Raw genomic sequence first — 19,179 nt, 5'->3', positions numbered from 1 at the left:
CCGGTATCATGGGGCAAGACGCAGAAGGAGGCTCACATGGCAAGAGGAAAGCTCGGCAAGCGCCAGCTCGCGATCTACGAGTTCATCCGCAGCTACTCCAACGAGCACGGCTACCCGCCCTCGGTGCGCGAGATCGGCGCCGCCGTGGGGCTCGCCTCGCCCTCTACCGTCCACATGCACCTCAAGGTCCTCGAGGAGCAGGGCCTCATCAGGCGGGACTCCAAGAAGCCGCGCACCATCGAGGTCGTGGGCAAGCAGGGGGAGGTCGAGGAGTCGGAGCCCCTCGCCAGCCCCGCCCAGGACGTCGACCGCGGGCTCATATCCCTGCCGCTCGTCGGGCGCGTTGCCGCCGGCGTGCCCATCCTCGCCGAGCAGAACGTCGAGGAGACGCTCTCCCTGCCCACCTCGATTGTCGGGGACTCGAGCTCGTTCATCCTGCGGGTGCGCGGGCAGTCCATGGTTAACGCCGGAATCTTCGACGGCGACTACATCGTCGTGAAGGAACAGCACGACGCGCACAACGGGGAGATCGTTGTCGCCCTCATCGATGACTCCGCCACGGTCAAGACGTTCTATCGCGAGCGCGACCGCGTGCGCCTCCAGCCGGAGAACGACTCGATGGAGCCCATCTACGTCGAGAACCCCGTCATCCTGGGTAGGGTCACGGCGCTCGTCCGCTCCATCTCCTAGGCATGTCGGACACCGGGAGCCCCCATCGGGCCGAGAGCGGCGCCAAGCCCGTGACCGTCCCTTCGGGGCGCATTGGGATCTTCGACATCGTGAGGGGCGCGGCCGTCGTCTCGATGGTGCTCTTCCACCTGTGCTATGACCTCAAATTCATAGCCGGGGTGCCGCTGCCGTGGTTCGAGCCGCCCCTCCAGGACGTGTGGCGCTGCTCGATATCCTGGACCTTTCTCTTCGTCGCCGGCTGCATGTGCCCGCTCTCGAGGTCGAACCTTCGGCGCGCCGTACAGTACGGCGGCGTTGCGCTCGCCATATGGGTCGTTACGACCGTGGCAGCCGTGGACGTCCCCATCTCCTTCGGAATCATCTACTGCATGGCGGCCTGCACGCTTGTTGCCTGGGCGCTCTCGCGGGCACACGCCCTTCCACGAGGGCGCGTCGCCGCGCTCGTTCTCGCAGCCGCGTTCGTCCTTCTCCTCGGTCTGCCAGATGGACACGTGGGAATCGCGGGCCTTCGCGCGGAGATCCCGCGAGCGCTCTACGACTCGGGGCTCCTCTCCTGGCTCGGCCTGCCAGGCGGCGGCTTCGCCTCGGGCGACTACTACCCGCTCCTCCCCTACCTCATGCTCTACCTCGCCGGGGCCGCGATGGGCACCGCATGGGCGGGGGACGGGTACCCCGCCTGGGCGCGGGAGGCCCGCTTCGAGCCGCTAGCCCTCGTCGGGCGCCACGCCCTCGCGGTCTACGTCCTCCACCAGCCGGCCCTCCTGGCCGTGAGCGCCCTCGTCGCCGGCGTCGTCCTCTGAGGCCGCATAGGGTGCCAGGGTGCGCGCCATGCGCTCGTCCGCCTTCACGGTGGCGAGGAGGCCGCCCTGCACGTAGCTCTCGCGAATGACCTGACAGCGCTCGTGAACCATCTTCATGAGGAGGCCCTTCTCGTAGGGCACGAGCACGGTCATGGTGACGCTTCCCGCCGCTGCCTCCTGGGCTATGCGGTAGAGGAGCCCCCTCATGCCCGTACCCTCAAGGGCGGAGACCGCCTGGGCGTCCGGGTGCGCGACGAGCGACTGGCGGAGCTCCTCCGGGCTCAGAGCGTCACACTTGTTGAGGACGGTCACGCTGCGGATGGAGTCCGCCCCGATCTCTGCCAGGACGGATCGAACGGCGTCGATCTGAAGCTCGCGATGCGGGTCCGAGGCGTCCACCACCAGAAGGACGAGGTCGGCGGCGCGCACCTCCGCGAGCGTGGACTTGAACGACTCCACGAGCATGGTGGGGAGCTTCTGGATGAAGCCCACCGTGTCGGTGACGGTGATCTTCCTTCCCTCGTCGAGGTCGAGCGCGCGCGTGGTGGGGTCGAGCGTGGCGAACAGCTCGTCTCGCACGTAGACGTCAGAGCCGGTGAGGCGGTTGAGCAGCGTCGACTTGCCGGCGTTGGTGTAGCCCACGAGGGCAACGCGGTACACCCCGGAGTCCCAGCGCGCCTTGCTCTGCACCCCGCGTCGCCTCTCCAGCCGCTCGAGCTCCCTTCTCAGCGTGGAGATGCGCGAGCGGATGAGGCGACGGTCCACCTCGAGCTGGCTCTCGCCCTGGCCGAAGCGGCTGCCGATGCCACCCCTGGTCTGCTCGCCAACGAGGTGGCTCCACATGCCGCGCAGGCGCGGGAGGACGTACTGGAGCTGCGCGAGCTGGACCTGAAGACGACCCTCGTGGGTCTTGGCGTGCACGCCAAAGATGTCGAGGATGAGCGCCGTGCGGTCGATGATCTTCACCGGCTCGCCAACGATCCTCTCGAGGTTCGCCTGCTGGGAGGGACTGAGCTCGTCGTCAAAGATGACGACGTCGGCGTTGAGGCTGCGGACATAGGAGCAGAGCTCCTCCACCTTGCCCTTGCCGATGAAGGTCTTGGGCACGGGGGCGTCGAGCCTCTGCGTCATGGTGAGGACCACCTCGGCGCCGTCGGTCTCGGCGAGGCGCGCGAGCTCGGCGAGGGACTCCTCGCAGGACCACTCGGAGTTCCCGAGGTCCACGCCCACGAGGATGGCGCGCTCGGGCACGGGCGCGGTGGAGTGCGGCTTAAAGCGACCCACGGCGAACCCCCAGCCCCTCGAGAACGGTGTCGACGGCGCCCTCCACACCGAGCTCGTCGAGGTCGAGCCAGCGGACCCTGCCGTCGCGCCTGAGCCAGGAGAGCTGACGCTTGGCGTAGCGCCTCGAGCGGAGCTTGATGGTCTCGATGGCCTCCTCGAGGGTGCACTCGCCGGCGAGCGCCTGCAGGACCTCCTTGTAGCCAATAGCCTGCCCGGCGGTGAGCTCCGTCGTGAGGCCCCGCTCAGCAAGCTGCCGCACCTCGTCCACGAGCCCTGAGGCGACCATGGCGTCCACGCGGGCGTCAATCCTCTCATAGAGGCGCCCCCTATCCATGGTGAGCCCCCAGATGACGGCGTCATAGTGGGGGACGTGGGCCCTGAGGCCGCGGTGCTTCCGGGCGTAGGACTCCCCCTCGTCGAGCATCTCGAGCGCCCTCACCACCCGGCGGGAGTTGTTGGGGTGAATGATCGCCGCGCTCTCGGGGTCTCGCTCGGAAAGGAGCGCGTGGAGCGCCGCGGGGCCGCGCTCGCCCAGGAGCGCCTCGTAGGCGCGCCTGGACGCGCCGCCCTTCTCGCCGGCGGGAAAGCTCATCTCGTCGATGACGGCGTCGAGGTAGAGCCCCGTTCCCCCGCAGAGGATGGGGACGCGGTCCTCGGCGAGAAGGGCGTCGACGCAGGCGCGGGCGTCTCTCTGGAAGAGCCTGACGGAGTAGTCCTCGAGCGGGTCCGCCACGTCCACCATGAGGAGCGGGGCGAGGCGCTCGGCGGGCGGGGTCTTGGCGGTGCCGATGTCCATGCCGCGATAGACCTGCATCGCGTCGACGGAGACGACGGAGGTCCCCAGGGCACGCGCAAGGAGGTCGGCCACGGCGCTCTTGCCGGAGGCCGTTGGCCCTACGACGCAGACGACGCGACCGAGGCTCATCTGGGCTCGCCCGTCACGGCCCCGCGCAGGTACCACGTGCGCGCCTCGTCCACGAGCACGTCGACGACCTTCCCGACGTACTCCTCGGGCGAGCGCCCCTCGGGAAGGGCGAAGTGGACCGTCTGGTTCTTCTCGCTGTGGCCAACGAGGACCGAGTCGTCCCGCTTTGAGGCGCCCTCGACGAGCACGCGGGAGACGGTTCCGAGGTCCGCCTGGTTGGCGTCGTGCGCCTGCTGTGCCACGAGCTCGGCGAGCCGGTCGAAGCGCCCCTGGATGACCTCATGGGGGGTGTCGTCGGGCATCTCCGCCGCCGGCGTCCCGGGGCGCGGGGAGTAGATGAAGGTGAAGGCGGACGAGAAGGCGGCCTCGCGGACGAGGGAGCGCGTCTCCTCGAAGTCCTCCTCGGTCTCCCCCGGGAAGCCGACGATGATGTCCGTGGAGAGGGCGAGGCCGGGGATGGCCGCGCGCAGGCGCCCCACGAGGTCGAGGTACTGCTCGCGCGTGTAGCGCCTGTTCATCGCCCGCAGAACGCGCGTGGAGCCGCTCTGGACGGCGAGGTGGAGGTGCGGCATGACGGCCGGGACCTCCGCCATGGCCGAGATGACCTCGTCGGAGAGGTCCTTGGGGTTGGAGGAGGTGAAGCGGATGCGCTCGACCCCGGTCTCCCCCACCCTTCGGAGGAGCTCGGCGAAGCGGGGCGAGCCGTAGATGTTGCGCCCGTAGGAGTTGACGTTCTGGCCGAGCAGCGTGACCTCGCGCACGCCGTCTGCGACGAGCGCCTCGACCTCGGAGACGATGCTCTCCATGGTGCGGCTGCGCTCGCGGCCGCGCACGTGCGGGACGATGCAGTAGGTGCAGAAGTTGTCGCACCCGGTCATGATGGGCACCCAGGCGTGGAAGGGCTGGGCGCGGTGGCTCGGGAGGTCGGTGGAGAAGGGCCTCCCCTCCTCGACGGTGTCCACCTCCACGGGCCGTCCGTCGGAGGCGAGCGCCTCCTCGATGAGGCCGGGCAGGCTCGCGAGGGCGCTCGTTCCAAAGACGACGTCGGCGCAGGGGATGTTCCCGCGGACGCGCTCCCCGTCGCGCTGCGCGATGCAGCCGCCGATGCAGACCACGCGACGGCCCGAGGGGGGCGTCGGGGCGCTCACCATGGCGGAGGCCTGTCCGTAGAGGCGCTGGTCGGCGTTGTCGCGGACGCAGCACGTCATGAAGACGACGATGTCCGCCTCCTCGGCGGTGGGGACGCAGATGCAGCCGCAGGACTCGAGGAGGCCCGCCACGCGCTCGGCATCATGGAGGTTCATCTGGCAGCCGAAGGTCTTGACCCAGTAGGTCCTGCCGGCGAGGGAGGCTCCGCCCGTGGTCACGCGACCACCTCCGGAGAGTCGGTCGAGGCAGCCGAGGGCCCGGAGATCCTGTGGACGTAGACGGCGATCCTGATGGCGGTTCGGCTCTCGCCGGAGATCTCGATGTCGGAGAACGTGGGGGCGCAGGAGATGTCCACGCCCGTGGGGATGAGAAAGCCGCGAGCGATGGCGATGGCCTTGATGGCCTGGTTCACGGCGCCAGCGCCCACGCACTGCATGTTCACCGGCACGCCGTCCTTCACGAGGCCGGCGATGGCCCCCGCGACGGACGCGGGCGAAGACTTGCTCGAGACCTTTAGGTATTCCATGTTGCGTGACTCCTGCCGTGGTGCTGTTACGGTCTGCTGCGACTCTGATACGTTCGTCTGCTCGAAGATTCTACTGGTAACGGGTCAGATAGTGAAGCTCTTACCGGCGGGCCTAGTCGCCGTCCAAGAGGTCGAAGGTGACGGTGATCCTCCCTCTCCCCACGCTCACGCGGGGCTCGGAGGCAAGGTCGAGGTAGTACCTCTCGCCGAGAAGGGCGAAGTCGCGCTCCATGACGCGCGAGAACTCCTCGACGTCCTCCCGGGAGACCCTGAGGCTGCGCCTGTCCCTCATGAGGTCGACCTCGCGGCGACCGGGCGCGTCACCAGCGCTCGTGAGACGCGAGAGGACGCTCGGCACGGGACGGACCTGACCCGAGACGATGCGGTGCGCCGTCCGCTCGGACATGTCGAGCCCGAGGGAGGCGGCGACCACACAGAGCTCGGCGGCGTCCGCGGCAGCGGAGAGCCGCTCGAGGACGGGAAGGCCCGAGAGGCCGTCCATGAAGACGAGCTCGGCGGGGCCCACGGAGGGAGCGACGCGAGCACGCGCGGTGGCGGCGATCTCAGCCGGGGACCCAAGGTAGACCTCGCAGCGACCGCGCTCCTCGAGCGCGAACTCGCAGCAGGTCCTGACGATGTTGTGCGGACCCCGTACGCACGCCTGGGAGCCGTCGTCATCGCGCCCCAGGACGGGCCAGCTCGACTGGTCGGCCCGCTCGGGGAGGCTCCTCGCGTCCGTCACCACCCGTATGGAGGCGCCGAGGCCCCTCCCGGAGGAGACGACCTCGGCGGATACGGCGTTCTCCCTGATGGAGTAGAGCGCCATGCCGCGCCCGTGAACGCCCCAGCGGTCCATGTGGAAGCTCTCGAGCTTGGAGGTCACGCGCGCCTCGAAGACGCGCTCGCGCATATCATCCGGAACGCCCGAGCCATCGTCGAGAACGACGGTGGTGCGCAGGTCCCCCTCGCGGGAGGTGGCGACGTAGACGTGGGTGGCCCCGGCGTCGCGCGAGTTGCGGAGCATCTCGATCACGGCGTCCTCGACGCAGCGGACGTCATGCTTCGCCTGACGGCGCTCGGCCTCGGCCACCCTGAGGCGAACGAAGCCCTCGCCGAGGCTCTCCTCAACCCTGAGGGACCGGTCGCCTCCCATGAGCGAGACGAAGCCGGCAAGCCCCTGTGCGCCGTCGGAGCCCATCTGCCCCGCTTACTTGGCCACGTCCACGGCGCGGGACTCGCGGATGACAACCACGCGGACCTGGCCGGGATACTCCATCTCGTCCTCGATCTGCTTGGCGATGTCGTGGGCGAGGACGGTCGCCTGGGCGTCAGAGATCTTCTCGGGCTCGACCATGACGTGGAGCTCGCGGCCCGCCTGCATGGCATAGGTGCGCTCGACGCCGTCGTGGGCGTTGGAGATCTCCTCGAGCTTCTCGAGCCTCTTGATGTAGCTTTCCGCGGACTCCCTGCGGGCGCCGGGACGGGCGGCGGAGATGGCGTCGGCGGCCTGCACGAGAACGTCGAGGACGGTGTCGGGGTCGACGTCGGCGTGGTGCGCCTCGATGGCGTGAACGATCTCGGGGCGCTCCCCGTAGCGACGCGCGAGGTCGGCGCCGATGACGGCGTGCGGGCCCTCGACCTCGTGGTCGATGGCCTTGCCGAGGTCGTGGAGCAGGCCTGCGCGCTTGGCGGGCGCCTCGTCGAGGCCGAGCTCGGAGGCCATGATGCCGCAGAGCGCGGAGACCTGGACGGAGTGCGAGAGGACGTTCTGTCCGAAGGAGGTGCGGTAGCGCAGCGCGCCGAGCGTCTTCACGAGCTCGGGGTGCAGGTCGTGGATGCCGGCGTCGAAGGCGGCCTGCTCGCCGGCCTCGCGCACGCGCTCGGCAACGAGGGTCTCGGCCTTCTTGTAGAGCTCCTCGATGCGGGCCGGGTGGATGCGGCCGTCCGCGATGAGGTTCTCGAGCGCGACGCGGGCGGTCTCGCGGCGGACGGGGTCGAAGCTCGAGAGGACGACGGTCTCGGGCGTGTCGTCGATGACCAGGGAGACGCCGGAGACCTGCTCGAAGGTGCGGATGTTGCGGCCCTCGCGACCGATGATGCGGCCCTTGAGGTCGTCGGAGGGAATGTGGACCGAGGTGACCGTGATCTCGCCCGCCTGGTCCGCGGCGCAGCGCTGGATGGCCGTGGAGACGATCTCGCGGGCGGTCTTGTCCGCCTGGGCACGGACGCGCTGCTCGGACTCGCGCAGGATCTGCGCCTCGTCGCGCACGGACTCGGCGCGAACGCGTGCGATGAGCTCGTCGTGAGCCTCGTCCGAGGAGAGCCCGGCGATGCGCTCAAGCTCGGCGGTCTTCTTGGCCTCCATCTCGTCGAGGTCGTTCTTCCTGCGGTCGAGCTGACCCTGGAGGCTGGAGAGCTGGTGCTCGCGGCGGTCGAGGGCGTCGTTCCTGTGATCGAGGGACTCCTCGCGCTGCATGATGCGGTTCTCGAGGTTCTGGAGGTCCTGCTTGCGCTTCTTCTCCTCTGCCTCGGAGGTCTGCTTGAGCGCGAGGATCTCCTCCTTGGCCTCGAGGACGGCCTCCTTCTTTGCGTTCTCCGCCTGGCGCGCGGCCTCAGAGCGGATGCGCTCGGACTCGGTACGGGCGGAGTCGAGCTGGGCCTCAGCCGCCTTGACCTTGGAGTTGCTCTGGCCGGAGAGCAGGAAGTAGGCGACGCCCGCCCCGACCACGAGCCCTATCAGCGCGAATACGATTTCCATGTGTGCTCCTCAGATGACGCGATTTCTTCGTAGTGGTTCTGGAGACCGCGGCTCGGCCGCGGAACCCGCCATCGGAGGTGCGGTCCCGGCACACGTTGAGAACGTGCCTGAGCGGAGGCTAGCTTGTGACGTGCAAGATATCAAAGCAGCTGGCAGTCCAGCGAGAGAGCGCGCTCCAATAGCCATTCAATCGTAAGTTGGGTGTTAGGTTATGTCAAATGCGCCCGGGCGTATCCACGGGGTCACGACCCGACGACCTCCCGCGCGGCGTCAAAGGCGACGGCCGGGGGGAACCCGCGCCCGCAGAGGAAGCGAGCGATCCTCTGGACGTCGTTCCTCCCCGTGAGGGGCCTGCGGGAGGCGAGCGAGAGGGCGCGCTCGCACTCGTCCGTCTCTGCCATCTCCTCGTCCGCGGCAAGCGAGGCGACCTCGCGCGAGACGCCCCTGCGCTCGAGCTCGCGCTCGATGCGGGCGCGCCCCCACCCGGCCGCGACCTTGGAGCGGACGAAGGAGCGCGCATAGCGGGCATCATCGACGACTCCGGCGCCCACGGCCCGCTCGACCCGCTCGTCCACGACGCGGGCGGGATAGCCGAGGGAGAGGAGCCTCTCTGAGAGCTCGCGCGCGCAGTAGTCCCTCCTGCCCACGAGGGTCTCAACCCTACCGCGGGCGCAGGTCTCCAGGGCGTCGTCCAGAAGCTGGCGCAGGCGCTCGGGAGAGCACGGGACGGAGTCTCCGCCGAGCGAAGAGACGAGCCTGCGACCCACCTCGACGGGCACCTCGACCCGCTCCTCGCCGCCCCCCTCGGTGAGGGAGCGCACCTCGGCAGGGCGCCGCGACCCCGCGCGCCCGCGCTCCGGGAGGGACACCTCAACGCGAGGGAGCGCGAGGGTGCCCACTACTCCTCCACGAGGTCGACGACCTCGCCCACGCGCTCGTCCCCGAGCTCGAGGCCGCACGCGACGCGAACCTTGTGGTCGATCTCGTCCATGAGGTCGGGGTTGGAGGCGAGGAACTCCTTGGCGGCCTCGCGGCCCTGGCCGAGCCTCTCCGTCTCGTACGTGAACCAGGCACCCGACTTGGTCACGATGTCGTGGTCGACCGCCATGTCCAGGATCGAGCCCTCCTTGGAGATGCCCTGGCCGTACATGATGTCGAACTCGGCCTGCTTGAAGGGCGGCGCCACCTTGTTCTTGACCACCTTGACGCGGACGCGGTTGCCCACGACCTCGTTGTTGACCTTGATGGAGTCCACGCGGCGGATGTCCATGCGCACGGAGGAGAAGAACTTGAGGGCGCGGCCGCCGGGCGTGGTCTCGGGGTTGCCGAACATGACGCCGATCTTCTCGCGAAGCTGGTTGATGAAGATGCAGGTGGTGTTTGACTTGGCGAGGGAGCCGGCGAGCTTGCGCAGCGCCTGGCTCATGAGGCGCGCCTGCAGGCCGACGGTGGAGTCTCCGATCTCGCCCTCGATCTCTGCGCGCGGGGTGAGCGCGGCCACCGAATCCACGACCACGACGTCGATGGCGCCCGATCTCACCAGCATGTCGCATATCTCGAGCGCCTGCTCGCCGAAGTCCGGCTGGGAGATGAGCACCTCGTCTATGTCCACGCCGATGCGCGCGGCGTAGCCGGGGTCGAGGGCGTGCTCGGCGTCGATGAACGCGACGACGCCGCCCATGGCCTGCGCCTCGGCAAGGATCTCGAGAGAGAGCGTGGTCTTGCCCGAGGACTCGGGACCGTAGATCTCCACGATCCTGCCGCGGGGCACGCCGCCGATGCCGAGCGCGGCGTCGAGCGCGATGGAGCCGGTGGGGATGGCCTCCACCTCGAGGCTGGGACCTCCGTCCCCGAACCTCATGATGGACCCCTTGCCAAAGCGCTTCTCGATCTCGTCCGTGGTGGACTTGAGGACCTTGTCTCGCTCCTCGCCCGTGGTGCGGGGATGTATCTCCTTGGTGATGCCCTTGCTCTTGGCCATGCTCACTCCCTCGGCTCGTTTGCTGCAGACATGGTATACGAACATCCGTTCCAAAGTCAACAAGCTTGGGGAGAGACTAGCAGGCCGCGCGGACGCCGGTCTCTCGCCGCGCTCCCAAGAAGCTCCCCGGAGTCATGCCCGCAGGCAGGCGTTAGGGGGAAACGAGAAGGTCGGCCCCCTGGGAACCGAACATCGACGCAGCTGAGGCGATCTACGCGACGCCGGGGGCCTCCACGGACCCCTCACAGAGAAGGGCGAGTGCCTCCAGCACCGCCTGGAGCCTCACCTCGGACCTGTCGCCCGAGAAGGTGCAGAGGACCGCGCGCGTGCCCGCGGCCGTGGAGAGTCCGAACCACACGGTGCCCACGGGCTTTCCCGGCTCCTCGCCGCCGGGGCCAGCGATGCCGGTCACGGAGACCGCGACGTCGCAGCCGAGCGCCTCGCGGGCGCCCCGCGCCATGGCCTCGGCGCACTCGCGCGAGACCGCCCCCAGGGAGGGGTCGTCGAGCACCCGGGAGGGCACGCCCAGGACCTCGTGCTTCACGGGGACGGCATAGCTCACCACCCCACCGCGGACGACGTCCGAGGAGCCGGGCACCGCGGTGAGGCTTCCGGAGACGAGGCCGCCCGTGCAGCTCTCGGCGCAGCCCAGCGTGACGTCCGCCGAGCGCGCGGCGTCGAGCGCCCTGGCGGCCTGCCTCACGCAGGCGTCCCACGTGACCGCCATCGCGCTCACTCCCCCCTGCCAAACACGACGTGGCGGGCGTTCCAGAAGTACTGGGCGCCCGAGACCACGGTGAGCACCACGGCAGCCACCATGAGTGCCCAGGACACGAACGAGAGCGCCCCGAAGTCGTTGATGCCGAGCGCCGCGACCGCGAACGAGAGGTAGTACCCGCAGAGCGAGACCATGGTGACGGCGGTCTTGGCCTTGCCGAGCGTGTCTGCGGCGATGACCTCGCCGCTCGAGGCGGCGACCATGCGCAGGGCGCTCACGAGGAACTCGCGCACGAGGATGACGAAGACAACCCAGACGGAGACGAAGCCGTCTGCCATGAGGAGCAGAAGAGCGGAGAAGACCAGGAGCTTGTCCGCGATGGGGTCGAGAAACTTGCCGAAGTCAGTGATCTCGTTCCGGGAGCGCGCGAGGTAGCCGTCGACCTTGTCCGTGAGCGAGAGCGTGACGTAGATGACGAACGCGACGACGGCGAGAGGCGGATTGGCGTACACGCCGGCCTCCGTGGCCACGACCATGAAGACCGGGATGAACGCGATCCTCACGCACGTCACGATGTTTGCCGGGGTCCAGACGTCCTTCTCGCCAGCCAACTCACTCACCCTCCACGATCTCGCCGACCATCTCGTAGCAGAACGAGTCCACGAGGTCCACGGTCACGATGTCGCCCACCGCGGCCTCGCCGCAGGCGATGTGCACCGCACCGTCGGAGTCCGGGGCCTGGAACCAGGCATGGCCGATGAGCTCGGGCCCGTCCTCCCCCTCCTCTACGCCGTCCACGATCACGCGGACGCGCTCGCCCACGTGGGACGCCGTGGCGGCAAAGCCCAGCTGCTCGGTGAGGTCAACGAGCCGCTGCGTGCGCTCGAGCTTGACGGCCTCGTCCACCTGGTCCTCCATGCGGGCGGCGGCGGTGCCGTCCTCCTGGGAGTAGGCGAAGACGGAGCAGTAGTCGAACTCCTGGTCGGCGATGAAGTCGTAGAGCTCGTCGGCCTCCTCGTCAGTCTCGCCGGGGAAGCCCGCCATGCCGGTGGTGCGCAGCACCATGCCCGGGATCTCGGCGCGCAGGCGGTCGAAGAGCTCCGCCAGCTCCTGGGGCGAGCCCGAGCGACCCATGGCCCTGAGCACGCGCGCGGAGCAGTGCTGGATGGGGATGTCGATGTACGGCAGGACCTCGGGGACGTCGCGGATCGTGGCGATGAGCTCGTCGGTCATGCCCTCGGGCTGGAGGTAGAGCACGCGGACCCAGCCGCCGAAGGGCCGCACGGCCTCGGCAACGCGCCTGAGGAGCGAGGCCAGGGTCTCGCCCTCGCCGAGGTCGGAGCCCCACACGCCGGTGTCCTGTCCAATGAGCACGACCTCGCGCACGCCGCCGTCCATGAGGTCGGCAACCTCGGCAACGATCTCCGTGGCGGGGCGAGAGTGGTAGCGGCCGCGGATGTAGGGGATGGCGCAGAAGGTGCAGAAGCGGTCGCACCCCTCGGAGATCTTGACGAAGGCGCTCGCGCCCTCCACGGTCCTCAGGGTGCCCGCCGCGAGCGGCGAGCCCGGTGCCGCGGGGAGCCCGAGCACGCCCGCGAGCACGTCCACGATGCCGTCCTCGTCCTCGGCGCGGACGAAGGCGGCCACCTCGGGGAGCTCCGCCCGGAGGGCCTCCTCGCCGTAGCGGGAGGGAACGCACCCGCACATGACGATGGGAAGCTCCCGCACGCCGCCCTCGCGCTCCTCGGCGAGCTGGAGGGTGGCCTCAACGGACTCCTCGGTCGCGGACGCGAGGAAGGAGCACGTGTTCACCACCGCGACGTCGGCCTCGGAGGCGTCTGCCGCCTCCACGAAGCCGGCACGCAGGGCGAGGGCGCGCATTCGGTCGGTGTCGACCTCGTTCTTGGCGCATCCGAGCGTGACGAAGAGGACGCCCGGCGCGGAACTAGCGGTAGTTGACGAACTGCAGGGGCTGGCCATAGTCGCGCTCCTTGAGGGCAGAGATGACGGACTGGAGGACGTCCTTGGAGGCGGAGCTCACGCGGAGCTTGTCGCCCTCGACCGTGGGCTTGCACTTGAGCTTGAGGTCGCGGATGTCCTTGGCGATCTTCTTGGCGGTGTCGGCGTCGATGCCCTGCACGATGGTGCCGGCCTGGCGAACGGTCATGCCCGCCGCGGGCTGGGGGTCGGCCCAGCGCACGGCAGAGAGGTCGATCCCGCGGCGCGTGAGCTTGGAGCCCAGGACGTCGCGCACCTGGCTGGCAACGAAGTCGGACGGGGCCTCGATCTTGAAGCTTCCGTCCTTCTTGGAGAGCTCGAGCGTGGCGCCCGTGCCCTTGAGGTCGTAGCGCTGCGTGAGCTCGCGCGCGGCCTGCTGATAGGCGTTGTCGACCTCCTGCATGTCCACGACGGACACGACGTCGAAGCTAGATTCCTTTGCCATTGCGGCTCCTCTCTCGCCCGGGGGCTGGTCCCTGGGGGCTAGTAGTAGGTCTGGTCGGTCTCGGCGGAGGAGGCGTCGCCGGCGGACTGGCCGTCCGCACCGTCCGCTGCCTCGCCCTCCGCGGGCTCGGGGAGCGGGGTCCCCTTGATGGTGACGCTCGCGACGCCGCCGGCGTGCGAGGTGAAGTCGGCGGGCTCGCCGTTCTCCGTCACGGTGACCACGCTGGTGTCGGCCACCTGCACGGTGATGGAGTCGTGCACGTTGTACGTCTGGGACCAGGGCCCCGTCACGCCCTCCGCGACCTCGCTCACGCCGTCGCAGAGGACCTCGACCCAGGAGTAGCCGCCGTTTGCCACGGAGACCTCGACTATGGTCTCCTTGGGCTCCTTCGCGGCGGAGCCCTCCTCCCCCTCCTCGGGGCTCTCGGCGTCGCCCGAGGCGTCGGCCTCTGCGTCCTCCGTGGGCTGGGGCTCCTCCTCGCTGTCCGAAGCTTCGCCCTCAGGGGAATCGGCATCGTCCGCCCCCGCGTCATCGGCGGAGGAGCCGGTGCCCGACCCGTCCTGCGTGGCGCTGTTCACGGCAACGGTCTGGCCCTCGTTCCTGCCGCCCTGGGCGCGACCGCTCACGCAGGACCCGACGGAGAGCACCACGATTGCCGTGAGCGCGGCGGCGCAGAGCACGATGATGGCAAAGAGCGCCCTTCTGGGGCTGGAGAAGAACTCCTCGACCACGCCCATGACGCCGCCCCTGGCGGGCGGGCGCCGGGACCCCCTGCCGGACGTGCCGCGGCGCGGGCCCGAGGAGCCCCTCCTGCGGACGTTGGGCCGCTCGATGCTGGCGATGTTCCTGGAGGAGCGTCGGCCGGAGATGGTGGAGGCGGGCGCGTAGGGGTTCGCGCGATCGTCGAGTCGCATGTCGTCCGTGTACTCGCTCGGCCGCACGCGGCGCGTGCTCACGTCGTCCCTGCGGTAGCGCGAGCGCTCGACGACGTCCTCGGGCGCACGGGCGCCCGACCTCCTGCGCGAGCCCGCCGCCCTCCTGCGGGCGGTGCTCCCCTGCGCGCGCTCGCGGGCGGGCGCCTGGTTGTACGGGTGACGCCCCTGCGGCGCGGCGTCGAAGGGGCGAGCGCCCTGGGACGAGTAGGACCCGCGCGACGCGGGGACGATGGGCGCGGCGCCGCCCAGGGGCACCGATGAGGTGGAGCGGGCGGGCGAGGTGGTGGCGAAGTAGCCCATGTCGCCCGCGGGTCCGCCCGAGCTGGGCAGGAGCGGGCGGTACTCCACGTACGCCTTGGGGCGCGAGCCGGCCTCGTTCACGAGGTCGTAGCCGGAGACGCCCCGCCCCGCCTGGGTCTGGCGCGTGCGGCGGCGCAGCTCGTGCGACGAGGTGCCGTGCCTGTGCTCGTAGAGCTCCTCCTGAAAGAGGTCGACGATCTCGCGGGCGTTGAGTCCGAGGTAGCGGGCGTAGCTGGAGAGCATGCCCTGGGCGTAGCCGCTCTGGGGCATGTGCTCGTAGTCGCCCTCCTCAAAGGCAACCAGGACGTCCTCGCGCAGCTTGAGGATGCGGGAGGCCTGGCCGATGGAGAGCCCCAGCTCGCGGCGGCGCTCGAGAAGGGCCTCGCTGAAACGCGGACGCGTCATGCTACTCGACCTCCCTGTAGGCGGCGTCTGCCACCTTGAGCTCCTCGAGGCCTTCCTTGTCGAGAAGGACCTCGCGCGGCTTCGACCCGTTGGCGGGCCCCACCACGCCCTTGGCCTCGAGCATGTCCATGATCCTGCCCGCACGCGCGTAGCCCACGGAGAGTGCGCGCTGGAGGCTAGAGGTGGAGCCCAGCTGAGACTCCACCACGATGCGGGCGGCCTCCCACACGAGGGGGTCGTCGTCCTTGGCGGCACCCGGGTCCCCGGGGGCACCGGGGGCGTTGGGAACCACGGCGGTGAGGATGTCCTCGTGGTAGTCGGCCGTGACCTGCTCGCGCACGAACTTGACGGTCTGCTCGATCTCCTCGTCCGAGACCCAGCAGCCCTGCGCGCGGCGCGGCTTCTTGCCGCGGAGCTTGACGAGCATGTCTCCCCTGCCCAGGAGCTGCTCGGCGCCCTTCTGGTCGAGGATGATGCGGGAGTTGATGGAGTTGTCGACGGAGAGCGCCACGCGGTTGTCGATGTTGGCGCGGATGAGGCCGGTGACGACGTCGGCCGACGGGCGCTGCGTGGCCACGATGAGGTGGATGCCGGCGGCACGGCCCAGCTGGGCGATGCGCACGATCGAGGACTCGACGTCCTTGCCGGCCACCATCATGAGATCCGCGAGCTCGTCGATCACGATGACGAAGTACGGCATGTGCTTGGGAGGGTTCTCCATCTCCTCGTACTTGCCGCCGTCGACGTTGCCGTTGAAGGTCTTGATGTCGCGCACCTTGTAGTGCTCGAACACCTTGAGGCGTCGCTCCATCTCGGTCACGCCCCACTGCAGGGCGCTCGCCGCCTGGCGAGGCTCGGTGACCACCGGGACGTAGAGGTGCGGCAGCCCCGCGTAGCCCGTGAACTCCACGCGCTTGGGGTCGACCATGATGAGGCGCACCTGCTCGGGCGTGGCGCGCATGAGCATGGACATGATGATGGCGTTGAGGAGGACGGACTTGCCGGAGCCCGTGGTGCCGGCAACGAGCAGGTGAGGCAGGCCCGCGAGGTCGACGACGATGGGGTTGCCCTCGGAGTCGCGGCCAAAGGCGCAGTCGAGCGGGCCGCCCTTGGCATAGGGCAGCACGTCCGAGAGAAAGACCGGCTGGGGCTTCTCGTTGGGGGTCTCGATGCCCACGAGCGAGGTCCCGGGGATGGGCGCGAAGATGCGCACGGACTTGGCGGCGAGCGAGAGGGCGATGTCGTCCTCGAGGTTCACGATCTTGTTCACGCGCTCGCCCTCGCCCATGGAGATCTTGAACGTGGTGACCGAGGGACCGGCGATCCAGCCCTCCACGCGGGAGGAGAGGCCGAACTCCTCGAGCGTGCCCTGGAGCTTGGCGGCCGTGGCGGAGAGCTCGGCGTCGTTGGCGTAGGTGCCGTCGAAGGAGTCGTTCTTCCGCAGGATGGAGAGGGGCGGCAGCTGGTAGGACTCGTCGGCGTCGCCGGGACGCGTGATGGCCGGGGGCTCGGAGGCGCGCGAGGGCGCCTTCTTGTTCTTCTCGAGCCTCTGGGTCTTCCCGGCGGCGCCCCTCTGGTCCTTATCGGCCTTCCTCTGGGCGGCGGAGCCCTTGCGGCCCTTGCGCCCGGGCATGAGGAAGGTGGGGACGTCGCCCTTTTGGGAGGCGGGTTCCGGGGCATGGTCCTCGACGGGCCCCTCCTCGAGGTCGGAGGCAAAGAGCGCGCCGGCGGGCGCCTGGGGCTCGGCCTCGGGGACGACGGGCGCGGGCTCGGCGGCGCGGCCCCTCCCCCGCTTGAGGACGGTGGTCCTGCGGTCGCCGATGAAGGTGGTGGCGCCCTCGCCCGTCTCGTCGAAGAGCGAGGCGGGCGCGCCTGCGACGAGGTCCTCGTCCCCCGCGGCGTCGATGATGGCCTGGCTGCGGCGCTCCTCCGCGCGGGCGTGGCGCTCCTCGGCTATGCCGGCGATGCCCTCGCGGGCGCGCGCCACGGCGTCGGAGATGGAGAAGCCGCAGACGACGACACCCGCCACGATAACGCCCACGAGCACCACGTTGCCCACGACCTGTCCCACCAGCTCGAGCAGGCACCAGGCCACGCCGCCGCCCACGTAGCCGCCCGAGACCTCAGCCACGGCGGGGTCGAAGACCACCGCGGGGTCCGCGGAGACGGCCGGAAGGTTGAGCGAGAGCATGGCCATCACGGAGAGCACGATGAGCGAGAGGCCCACGGCAACACGACCGGAGACGGGCCCCTCCTCCCCCATGAAGAAGGTCAGGGCAAAGAGGAAGAGGGCCACGGGCACGAGGAGCGCGGCCGCGCCGAAGGAGAGCGCCAGGAAGTCGTGCAGGGCGCTCGTCACCACGGCGGAGGACGGGACCACGATGGCCACGAGCATGGCCACCGCCACCACGGCGAGGACCACGCCCAGGATGTCCGTCTGCGTGGAGCTCATGGCGACGGCGCCGCCGCGGGCGGGCGCCTGCCTCCTGGCCTGAGCGCCGCCCTTGGACTTTCCTGACTGCCTGCCGCGGGATGCTGCGTTTTTGCTGCGATTGGCGGGCATCAGACCTCCATCACGACCGGGATGATCATCGGCCGCGTGTGCGTCTTGTTCCAGAGCAGGTTGGAGAGGGAGTTCCTCACCCCGCGCCTCAGGGCGTCGATGGTGGCGTCACCGGAGCCCAGGACCTTGTCCACCTGCGCGCGCACGACCGCGTGCGCCTCCTCGGCGAGGAGCTCGTCGGTGGACGAGGAGAGGCCGCGCGCGGAGACCTCCACCGCGGCGGCGGAGCGGCCGCGCTTGGGGATGACCACCGTGCACGTGACGACGCCGTCCGCGCCGAGCTTCTGGCGGTCGCGCAGAACCATGGGGTTGGCCTCGGTGACGGTGCCGCCGTCCACGTAGACCACGCCGGACTCGACGGCGCGGCCGCGGCGCACCTTGTGGTGCACCATCTCGAGCGAGTCGCCGTTGTCGAGCACGAAGACGCGGCTCGCCGGCACGCCCATCTGGACGCCCAGCTCGGCGTGGGCGCGCAGGTGCTGCGCCTCGCCGTGGACGGGCATGAAGGCGCGCGGCTTGGCCATGGCGAGCATGAGCTTGAGCTCCTCCTGGCTGGCGTGGCCGGAGACGTGCACGAGGCCCTTGGACTTGTCGTAGATCTCGCACCCGATCTTGGAGAGCGAGTTGATGATGGACTGGACGCTCTTCTCGTTGCCTGGGATGGGCGTGGCCGAGATGATCACGGTGTCCGTCTCGTGGATGGAGAGTGACTTGTGCTCTCCTGTCGCCATGCGCGCCAGGGCCGAGAGCGGCTCTCCCTGGGAGCCGGTGCACAGGACCACGATCTTCTCGTCCGGGATGCGGTCGACGTCGTAGGCGTCGATGATGTTCTCCTCGTCTATGTTGAGGTAGCCCAGCTCGCGCGCGACCTTGGTGTTGGTGAGCATGGAGCGGCCCGTGACCACCACCTTGCGGCCAACCGCCACGGAGGCGTCGCAGATCTGCTGGAGGCGGTGGATGTGGCTCGAGAACGCCGCCACGAAGACGCGGCCGGGCGCGTTCTTGATGACGTGGCGCAGGTCGCGGCCCACGGCTGCCTCGGAGGGCGTGAAGCCCGGGCGCGTGGCGTTGGTGGAGTCCGAGAGCAGCAGGTCAACGCCCGAGGCGCCGAACTTGTTGATGGCCTGGAAGTTGGGTCGGCGCCCGTCGATGGGCGTCTGGTCGAACTTGAAGTCGCCGGTGTGCATGACCGTGCCGGCGGGCGTGGACATGAAGACGCCAAAGGCCGCCGGAATGGAGTGCGTCATCGAGAAGAACGTGATGTTGAAGGCGCCCAGCGTGATGGTGGAGCCGTCCTCCACCTCGCGGAACTTGGGGCTCTTGATGTTGTGCTCGGCGAGCTTGCCCTGGATGATGCCGAGCGTGAGCTTGCTCGAGTAGATGGGCACCTTGCGGGTGAGGTCGGCCAGCAGGTACGGCAGGGCGCCCGTGTGGTCCTCGTGGCCGTGGGTGATGATGACGCCGCGGAGCTTGTCCTCGTTCTCCAGGACGTAGGTGTAGTCCGGGAGGATGAGGTCGATGCCAGGCTGGGACTCGTCGGGGAACATGAGGCCGGCGTCAACCAGGACCATGTCCTGGCCGTACTCGAAGCACGTCATGTTCTTGCCGATACCGTCCAGGCCTCCGAGCGGGATGATCTTGAGGGCTGTGTCCTTCTTCGGCATTCCTTGGTGGTTCCTTTCGTGCAGATGAACGTCTCTCT

At 69.3% G+C, this 19,179-nt stretch carries 17 protein-coding genes; 2 read left to right on the top strand and 15 right to left on the bottom strand.

The window, feature by feature from the left end:
- Nucleotides 1-36 precede the first annotated feature (36 nt).
- Together lexA and B5F79_RS08100 are read left to right on the top strand one after the other, a co-directional pair.
- Nucleotides 37-690, top strand: a complete 654-nt coding sequence (gene lexA, locus B5F79_RS08105) for a transcriptional repressor LexA (protein WP_087219982.1) — start codon at nt 37-39, stop codon at nt 688-690.
- 50 nt (nt 691-740) lie between these two features.
- Complete coding sequence (locus B5F79_RS08100; protein ID WP_241147285.1) at nt 741-1,490, top strand: heparan-alpha-glucosaminide N-acetyltransferase domain-containing protein; 750 nt, start codon at nt 741-743, stop codon at nt 1,488-1,490.
- Here B5F79_RS08100 and hflX read toward each other — a convergent pair.
- The 15 genes from hflX to B5F79_RS08025 form a co-directional block, all read right to left on the bottom strand.
- The gene (gene hflX / locus B5F79_RS08095; RefSeq protein ID WP_087219980.1) at nt 1,395-2,774 is read right to left on the bottom strand and encodes a GTPase HflX; all 1,380 of its coding nucleotides are present in this window, start codon (nt 2,772-2,774) and stop codon (nt 1,395-1,397) included. The genes B5F79_RS08100 and hflX overlap by 96 nt on opposite strands.
- Nucleotides 2,761-3,699 (bottom strand): tRNA (adenosine(37)-N6)-dimethylallyltransferase MiaA, encoded by a 939-nt coding sequence (miaA, locus tag B5F79_RS08090; RefSeq protein WP_087219977.1) that lies wholly within the window; start codon nt 3,697-3,699, stop codon nt 2,761-2,763. Before miaA ends, hflX begins: the two co-directional genes overlap by 14 nt.
- Nucleotides 3,696-5,066, bottom strand: a complete 1,371-nt coding sequence (gene miaB, locus B5F79_RS08085; protein WP_446723462.1) for a tRNA (N6-isopentenyl adenosine(37)-C2)-methylthiotransferase MiaB — start codon at nt 5,064-5,066, stop codon at nt 3,696-3,698. The genes miaA and miaB overlap by 4 nt, the downstream gene beginning before the upstream one ends.
- A complete protein-coding gene (locus tag B5F79_RS08080) occupies nt 5,063-5,374 on the bottom strand; it encodes a stage V sporulation protein S (protein WP_087219975.1) in 312 nt (103 codons plus the stop codon). Before B5F79_RS08080 ends, miaB begins: the two co-directional genes overlap by 4 nt.
- A gap of 112 nt (nt 5,375-5,486) precedes the next feature.
- Nucleotides 5,487-6,572 (bottom strand): ATP-binding protein, encoded by a 1,086-nt coding sequence (locus B5F79_RS08075; protein WP_087219972.1) that lies wholly within the window; start codon nt 6,570-6,572, stop codon nt 5,487-5,489.
- A gap of 9 nt (nt 6,573-6,581) precedes the next feature.
- Complete coding sequence (rny, locus tag B5F79_RS08070) at nt 6,582-8,132, bottom strand: ribonuclease Y (RefSeq protein ID WP_087219969.1); 1,551 nt, start codon at nt 8,130-8,132, stop codon at nt 6,582-6,584.
- 242 nt (nt 8,133-8,374) lie between these two features.
- Nucleotides 8,375-9,031: a regulatory protein RecX gene (locus B5F79_RS08065; RefSeq protein ID WP_158094869.1), complete on the bottom strand. Its 657-nt coding sequence runs from the start codon at nt 9,029-9,031 to the stop codon at nt 8,375-8,377.
- Entirely contained in the window at nt 9,031-10,113 is a 1,083-nt protein-coding gene (gene recA / locus B5F79_RS08060; RefSeq protein WP_087219963.1) for a recombinase RecA, read from the bottom strand. Before recA ends, B5F79_RS08065 begins: the two co-directional genes overlap by 1 nt.
- 211 nt (nt 10,114-10,324) lie before the next feature.
- Nucleotides 10,325-10,840, bottom strand: coding sequence for a CinA family protein (locus B5F79_RS08055; RefSeq protein WP_087219960.1), 516 nt, complete (start codon nt 10,838-10,840; stop codon nt 10,325-10,327).
- Nucleotides 10,841-10,845: 5 nt separating this feature from the next.
- On the bottom strand, nt 10,846-11,442 hold the full coding sequence (gene pgsA / locus B5F79_RS08050; RefSeq protein WP_241147284.1) for a CDP-diacylglycerol--glycerol-3-phosphate 3-phosphatidyltransferase: 597 nt from the start codon (nt 11,440-11,442) through the stop codon (nt 10,846-10,848).
- Nucleotide 11,443: 1 nt separating this feature from the next.
- A complete protein-coding gene (gene rimO, locus B5F79_RS08045; RefSeq protein ID WP_087219957.1) occupies nt 11,444-12,811 on the bottom strand; it encodes a 30S ribosomal protein S12 methylthiotransferase RimO in 1,368 nt (455 codons plus the stop codon).
- Complete coding sequence (locus tag B5F79_RS08040) at nt 12,777-13,274, bottom strand: YajQ family cyclic di-GMP-binding protein (RefSeq protein WP_087219954.1); 498 nt, start codon at nt 13,272-13,274, stop codon at nt 12,777-12,779. Before B5F79_RS08040 ends, rimO begins: the two co-directional genes overlap by 35 nt.
- A 38-nt stretch (nt 13,275-13,312) precedes the next feature.
- Complete coding sequence (locus B5F79_RS08035; protein WP_087219951.1) at nt 13,313-14,914, bottom strand: helix-turn-helix domain-containing protein; 1,602 nt, start codon at nt 14,912-14,914, stop codon at nt 13,313-13,315.
- Between the two features lies 1 nt (nt 14,915).
- Complete coding sequence (locus B5F79_RS08030) at nt 14,916-17,477, bottom strand: FtsK/SpoIIIE family DNA translocase (protein ID WP_087219949.1); 2,562 nt, start codon at nt 17,475-17,477, stop codon at nt 14,916-14,918.
- Nucleotides 17,477-19,141, bottom strand: a complete 1,665-nt coding sequence (locus B5F79_RS08025) for a ribonuclease J (RefSeq protein WP_087219946.1) — start codon at nt 19,139-19,141, stop codon at nt 17,477-17,479. Before B5F79_RS08025 ends, B5F79_RS08030 begins: the two co-directional genes overlap by 1 nt.
- Nucleotides 19,142-19,179 lie beyond the last annotated feature (38 nt).

Source organism: Olsenella sp. An285, from assembly GCF_002159625.1.
Taxonomy (GTDB): domain Bacteria; phylum Actinomycetota; class Coriobacteriia; order Coriobacteriales; family Atopobiaceae; genus Thermophilibacter; species Thermophilibacter avicola.
Note: the sequence above shows the minus strand (reverse complement) of the source record. Positions and strands in the feature narration are given on the sequence as shown.